12 protein-coding genes are annotated in these 6,033 nt (G+C 55.8%); 4 read left to right on the forward strand and 8 right to left on the reverse strand.

Going from position 1 to position 6,033, the window contains the following annotated elements; translation table 11 throughout:
• Window positions 1-104 precede the first annotated feature (104 nt).
• From ACIQ0R_RS12500 to ACIQ0R_RS12535, 8 genes are all read right to left on the reverse strand, one after another.
• Window positions 105-392 carry a hypothetical protein gene (locus tag ACIQ0R_RS12500; protein ID WP_395828003.1) on the reverse strand — a complete coding sequence of 96 codons (288 nt, stop codon included), beginning with the start codon at window positions 390-392 and terminating at the stop codon, window positions 105-107.
• Window positions 393-463: 71 nt separating this feature from the next.
• On the reverse strand, window positions 464-733 hold the full coding sequence (locus ACIQ0R_RS12505) for a type II toxin-antitoxin system RelE/ParE family toxin (protein WP_395828006.1): 270 nt from the start codon (window positions 731-733) through the stop codon (window positions 464-466).
• Window positions 734-735: 2 nt separating this feature from the next.
• Window positions 736-1,197: a hypothetical protein gene (locus tag ACIQ0R_RS12510; RefSeq protein ID WP_395828009.1), complete on the reverse strand. Its 462-nt coding sequence runs from the start codon at window positions 1,195-1,197 to the stop codon at window positions 736-738.
• Between the two features lie 190 nt (window positions 1,198-1,387).
• Window positions 1,388-1,597, reverse strand: coding sequence for a hypothetical protein (locus ACIQ0R_RS12515; RefSeq protein WP_395828012.1), 210 nt, complete (start codon window positions 1,595-1,597; stop codon window positions 1,388-1,390).
• Window positions 1,581-2,270: a hypothetical protein gene (locus ACIQ0R_RS12520; RefSeq protein ID WP_395828015.1), complete on the reverse strand. Its 690-nt coding sequence runs from the start codon at window positions 2,268-2,270 to the stop codon at window positions 1,581-1,583. Before ACIQ0R_RS12520 ends, ACIQ0R_RS12515 begins: the two co-directional genes overlap by 17 nt.
• Window positions 2,271-2,287: 17 nt before the next feature.
• Complete coding sequence (locus ACIQ0R_RS12525; RefSeq protein WP_395828018.1) at window positions 2,288-2,425, reverse strand: hypothetical protein; 138 nt, start codon at window positions 2,423-2,425, stop codon at window positions 2,288-2,290.
• A 57-nt stretch (window positions 2,426-2,482) separates the two neighbouring features.
• Complete coding sequence (locus ACIQ0R_RS12530; protein ID WP_395828030.1) at window positions 2,483-3,127, reverse strand: type IV secretion system DNA-binding domain-containing protein; 645 nt, start codon at window positions 3,125-3,127, stop codon at window positions 2,483-2,485.
• Window positions 3,128-3,160: 33 nt separating this feature from the next.
• A complete protein-coding gene (locus ACIQ0R_RS12535) occupies window positions 3,161-4,084 on the reverse strand; it encodes a recombinase family protein (RefSeq protein ID WP_395828021.1) in 924 nt (307 codons plus the stop codon).
• Window positions 4,085-4,377: 293 nt separating this feature from the next.
• Here ACIQ0R_RS12535 and ACIQ0R_RS12540 point away from each other — a divergent pair, with 293 nt between their 5' ends.
• The 4 genes from ACIQ0R_RS12540 to ACIQ0R_RS12555 form a co-directional block, all read left to right on the forward strand.
• Window positions 4,378-4,617 carry a ribbon-helix-helix domain-containing protein gene (locus ACIQ0R_RS12540; RefSeq protein ID WP_395828023.1) on the forward strand — a complete coding sequence of 80 codons (240 nt, stop codon included), beginning with the start codon at window positions 4,378-4,380 and terminating at the stop codon, window positions 4,615-4,617.
• Window positions 4,617-5,036, forward strand: coding sequence for a putative toxin-antitoxin system toxin component, PIN family (locus tag ACIQ0R_RS12545; RefSeq protein ID WP_395828026.1), 420 nt, complete (start codon window positions 4,617-4,619; stop codon window positions 5,034-5,036). The genes ACIQ0R_RS12540 and ACIQ0R_RS12545 overlap by 1 nt, the downstream gene beginning before the upstream one ends.
• Window positions 5,037-5,040: 4 nt before the next feature.
• Entirely contained in the window at window positions 5,041-5,538 is a 498-nt protein-coding gene (locus ACIQ0R_RS12550; RefSeq protein WP_395828034.1) for a DUF4158 domain-containing protein, read from the forward strand.
• 384 nt (window positions 5,539-5,922) lie between these two features.
• Window positions 5,923-6,033: helix-turn-helix domain-containing protein (locus tag ACIQ0R_RS12555; protein ID WP_395828037.1), on the forward strand; the 111-nt coding region annotated here is incomplete at its 3' end.

The raw sequence follows: 6,033 nt of genomic DNA on the forward strand, positions 1-6,033 counted from the left end.
AAAAAAGGAGTGCTTCAACACCAACTGTTTGATAGACTTATCCACAGCTGCTAACTCAAAACGCAGCGACCAGCCCTGGGTCACATTTCGATCAGCAGGCTGGGTCAAGATTCAATCAGCGCCAACAAGTAGTTGGCCGCTTCGATCACGAGGCGGGCCGTATCGACGTTGGGCGCTCCGTCCAATTCAAACATGACGGCATCAACAGAGCAGAACTTGTAAGGCTTGCCGCCCTCGATCAGCGTGACGCGCTGGCCCTGGTATTCAAGCGCGAGGGTCAAGCCCCGGCCACGGGTGGCCGTGACCACTGGCCGGGCAATGATCGGCTCGGGCAACAGGTCACAAAAGCTATAGAGTTCTTGACGCTCAAGGTTCATAATTACGGTATCCATGAAAGTATCCTTTGCTGGTGGTTTCGTGGTAGAGCGGCAAGGGTCGTAACCCCTTGCCGCTCGCTTTTGTGTCAAGGCCATTTCTGCGCCGCGTGTTTGACGCACAGCACTTCAGGAACCTTGGCAACAATTCTGTAAATCAATATGTAATTGGGATGCGCGACAAGTTCGCGCGTCCCCTTCACTCGCCCCACACGCCCAAGCGCTGGATGCTGGTCTAGTTGCTCAGCCTTCTGCATCAGCATGTCACCCATTTCAATGGCAGCCCTTGGGTTGTCCTTGGCGATGTATTGGGTAATGCGCTTGCGGTCGGCAATGGCGGCGGGTTTCCATAACGGCAAGATTAGCTCCCCATGCTCTCGGCCTGCTTGAGCAAGGCGGCGCGCTCGGTCGCCCACTCGGCGGCAACTTCGCTATGCGGCACACTGGGCCGGGGGTCGTCGATCGCTTCTTGCACCTGTTGAGTAAGCCAGCCCTTGTAGGCGGCGGCTTCGTGCGCGTTTTTCATGCGCTCGGCGGCGTCGGTGCGCTTGCGGTCGGTCTTGAGCGCCACGGGGTCAAAGTGGCTTGCGTCCACCTGGTACTTGGTGATGCCAATGTCCTTGAGGTAGGAAACCAGCGTTTCAAACTTGCGGAAGATTCGGATAGCGCCACGCTTGGCCGCTAGAACGCGCTCAATCATCCCGTATTGGATGACCACGCCCCAGCCGCCAGGCTGGCCCACGATGTTGGCCCCGCGAACGGCGCCGGCTTCAACGAGGCGTTCAAGGGTCACATGGTCGATAGTGTCAGCAGTAATAGCCATTTCGTCACCTTATGGGGTGGTTATCAATAAGTAGCACTATACCCGAATAATAAGAAAATGGGAACCTCTGATAAATAAATTTTGCATGTTGCTTGACATAACACCCGTTGCACGTAGTAGCGGGGCGTTTTCGCGTCCGCGAAAATCTGAGCGATTGCACGTTGCGCCGGGAGTTCTTCAGCACACCGGCCTACCCGCTGAGGCGCTGCAAGCGCGTCAGCAAGGACAGCCAGCTTGTGCGGCCCTCGGTGCAGTCGGCCAGCTTTAGCAGGTCTTCACCGAGGGCGGCGAGGCCGTCCAGTTCGCGCCCTTGGTGGTGCTCGATGTAACGCGATGCCAACTCGGCCAAGTCACCGTGCAACTGTTGCCGCGCCTTGAAGGTATCAGCGGCCATAGCCATATGCCTCCCCTGTCTCGAAGCCTTCCGGGGTACGGGTGGCCGTGATTTCGTCGCCCTTCTCATGCTCGGGCTTTTCGCCTGCCGGCACGGCCAGGCGTTCGCCGTCCTGCTCGATGACGTAATAGTTTTGCCCGCCTGCTTTGGCTACCTCGATCACTTCGCCCTCGATCTCCTGCCCCTGCTCCAAGGTCTTGGCGTTCAACTCCTGGGCGGCTTGGGCGTAGGGGTCGGGGTCGTCCTTCTCAATGCCATGCGTGGCCGGGTCTTGGCGCGCTTCGTGGCGCTGCTGCTGCTCGCTCTTGTCCTCCCGTGCCTCGGCGGCTTCAATGCGCGATTCATTGGCAATGCCCTGGTACTGGCGGGCCTGCTCCTGGGCGACTTGCTCGCGCTGCCGGGTCAAGATGGCTTCAAAGTCGGGCATGTCCTTGATGTACTGCGGCACCTCTATAACGCGCTCGCGTACCTGCTGCGTGTCGCCGGTCGTGCGCTGGCCGCTGTCGCTGTCTGCGCCCTGCTCTGCTGGCTTGAACTGGTCTTTGATGAAGTCGGCCGCATTGCCCACGGCGCGGCGCTTTTCGTCGTCCGGCTCCATGTCGTGCCAGGTCTTCAAGGTGGCGAAAGCGTCTTTCTTCTCGGCCTCGTTGGGTGCCTTTTCCTTGTCGCCCGAAGTCATGCGGTTAAGGAAGTCAATCAAGCCTTTGCAAGGTCGCCCAACACATCGGCCAAGCCCTTGGTGATGCCGTCCAAGGTGCTGGCAAGCCCTTCATTGATGTTGTTCAGGCCGTGGCGGTTGTGGCCGCTGAGTGGGTGCGGGGTGTGGTCTGTCATGGTCGTTTCTCCTGTTGGTCAAATTTTCGCGCCCGCGAAAATCTCGCGCCTGCCTGGTCACTGAAAAGCGGGGTTCTGGTCGGGCATGGCGACATACTCAACCTTGATGCTGGCGATTTCATCGCCGGGGATCTTCAAGAAGCCTTGCAGGTCGGGCAGGCCCATGATTTCCGAAGCGAGAACGGCGGATTGCCGCACCACTTGGGTGGATGTGTTTTGGCTCTGGCTCTGGCCGTTGTCGCTTGTGCTGAACGAATCATTAACCTGGGTGCGCTCAATCTCTTGTTCGCCTAGTTCGTTTTCCATGTTCTTGGCGGTTTCAGAGTCGCCCGCGCGAAGAATGCACTTCACCGATGTATTGGCGATCAAGGTTTGCGCTTCGTCGCGTCCGTAGGTCGTGCGAAGCTGCGCCACGGTTTGCAGGCCAAGCACACAGCGCCCGCCGTACTTGCACAACTTGGTAAAGCCAGCGCGTAGGCTGGTCACTTTTCCGAGTGAGTCCACTTCGTCCATGACGTACCACAAGCCCCGCTCCTGGTTCTCGGACAGGCTCAAGCCTTCAACCAGTGCCATTTCCAAGGCCGTGGCCACGAGGTTGCGAAGCATCCCCATTTGGTCATCGCGGTAGGTGATAAACAGCCAGTTATCGCGCCAGTCCTCTTGTATGAATTGACGGATTGAAAACGGGGTCTGGGGAGCAATGGAACAGAGAAGTCAGTTAAGCAGCTATCGGCATCACCAGTAACGGTCGGCACCTTCCATGCACGCATCGCTCTCTGAAAAACAGTGGCGGTCATCAGCGTCGCTGGCCATGCCGCTCAGCAACTCGTTCACGGTGTTGTCCAAATCTGCGTCACTGTCATAGGGAATCTTCAACTCATAGTCACCGTTCGGTCGTTGTCTGGCGTCGTATTTTTCGAGGTAGAAACCCTCAATGTGCTCTATTGTGCGCTTCTTGCCGCGTACAAATTTACTGTTGTTTGCGATCCGCAGGGTCAGCAGGATGGTGGCGATTTTTGGCTCATTGGCGTTGGCACTTACGATCACTGACGGGGCTGACCGCTGCTGCACCGATTTTTCGTAGGTGCTGATCTGGACACCACGATGCCGCAGATAACTGTACAGCGTACTCTTGGAGACGTGCAGTTTCTGTGCAATGGCGGCTACACCCATGCGCCGCTCCCGGTACAACGTTTCGGCGGCCATAGCCGTGGCCTGAGCTTGCGTTGATAGCCCTTTGGGACGTCCGCCAACCCGCCCACGTTCACGCGCGGCTGACAACCCTGCATGAGTGCGCTCACGGATCAATTCGCGCTCGAATTCAGCCAGCGATGCAAACAGGTTGAAGACAAGCCTGCCTTGCGCGTTGGTGGTATCGATAGGATCGTTCAAGCTGAGTAGGCCGACCTTGCGCTCCATCAGATTGCCGACCAGTTCAACCAGATGCTTGAGCGAACGTCCCATGCGGTCTAGCTTCCAGATCACCAGCACGTCTTCAGGCCGGAGTTGGCCCAGCAGCTCATCGAGTGCCGGACGCACGGTCTTTGAGCCGCTGGCTACGTCGCGGTAGATGCGCTCACAACCGGCGCGTTTAAGTGCGTCCAACTGCAAGTCGATATTTTGGTCGCGTGTGCTCACGCGGGCGTAGCCGATTTTCATTAAAAATTTCGTTTTACTCGTCTGAGTGCAATAATATCGAACTTTGATAAATAGAACCACTATTATGAACCAATTGCTGGTTGCAATTATTTTTCCGCCAATGAATTGTTAAAGTTCAGTAAAACGATCGTTTTATCAAACCAACTTGCATGGCGATATAAATCGGAGTATATACACTTATACACTTATACACTTATACACTTATACACTTATACACTTATACACTTATACACTTATACACTTATACACTTATACACTTATACACTTATACACTTATAGACACTGGAGTAATCATGGATTCAGTCCGCTGGAATATCGCTGTGTCACCGGACACGGATCAGTCCGTGCGCATGTTCATCGCTGCGCAGGGTGGTGGTCGTAAAGGCGACCTGTCGCGCTTCATCGAGGAGGCAGTGCGCTCCTACCTCCTGGAGAAGGCCGTCGAACAAGCCAAGACCACTGCCTCCAGCATGGGCGAGTCTGAACTGATTGACCTCATCGACGAGGCGGTGCAATGGGCGCGTGAACATTGATGCGTGTCATCCTGGACTCCAATGTGCTGCTCGGCGCACTGATTTCGCCGCACGGCCCACCTGATGTGATCTATCGCGCGTGGCGCTCGGCCAGGTTCGATCTGGTGACCTCAACGGTACAGCTTGACGAGTTGCGGCGTGTGAGCCGCTACCCCAAGCTCAAGACCATATTGCCAGCCCACCGCATCGGCACGATGGTGAACAACATGCACCGCGCCATCGTGTTGGGTGCTTTGCCCCCTCTGCCGGATGGCATGGACCTGAATGATCCGAATGATGCGTTTCTGCTTGCAATGGCCTTGTCCAGCGAGGCCGACTATCTGGTGACTGGAGATCGTCGCGCCGGGCTGCTGCAACGTGGCACCGCTGGTCGCACGCGCATCGTCACCCCTGCCACCTTCTGCACCGAAGCGCTTTGATGCCATGCCGGTCAGCTTCCTATCCAATACGCAACGGGAACGCTATGGCCTATACCCAGAGTCACTGACCACCGACGAGCTGGCTCGTTACTTCCATCTGGACGATGACGACCGCGAGTGGATCGCCACCAAGCGGCGTGACAGCAGTCGCCTGGGCTATGCGCTGCAACTGACGACAGTGCGCTTTCTGGGCACGTTCCTGGAAGACCCAACTGACGTGCCAGAAACCGTGTTGCGCACCCTCTCAATCCAGCTCAATATTGTTGAGTTTGCCGATTACATCGAAACCTATCGCGCAACTAGGCAACGCTGGCAGCACACAGCAGAAATTCGCGCTCGCTACGGCTATCGTGAATTTGCGGACACCGGCAATCAATTTCGCCTTGGGCGCTGGCTGTGTGCGCTGTGCTGGACGGGCACTGACCGCCCGGCTCTGTTGCAAAAATTGGTGATTGCCCCGAAGTGTGATGGACAAACGACTCTCTCACCGGATCTATCCTGAGCATGAACACTGATTTCAAAGGGCGTCACTTCGAAGGGGCAATCACCAATTTTTGCAACAGAGCCCCCTTATTGCGACAAAACCCATTAACGTGGTTGACTTTGGGCAATGAAATGTTGTTCAATGAAATGCTGTTCAATGGAATGTTGTTCAATGGGATGGCAAAAAAGCGGGAGGACGCTGCTGTCTTTCCTTGTTCAGGTGCTTGTTGGATAAGACCCTGAAGCACATAAAGAGCCTTCTAAATTGTTTCTCGTGTTACAAGAACTATAGTGGACCCGGAAATCCGGACAATAGTTTAAGGAGTATCCTGCACTGAACAACGAAGGCAGGATATGAACGAATTAAAACGAAACAGTTTCAGCGGACAACAAAAAAGCGAAGGTGGCACTGGATGCGGTACGAGGTCTCAAGACAATCAACGAGATCGCCCAGGAGCACAATGTCCACCCGACCCAAGTGCGGCAATGGAAGAAAGAATTGGTTGAACAGGCT

It is taken from the genome of Collimonas sp. (genome assembly GCF_044339385.1).
Classification (GTDB): domain Bacteria; phylum Pseudomonadota; class Gammaproteobacteria; order Burkholderiales; family Burkholderiaceae_D; genus Collimonas.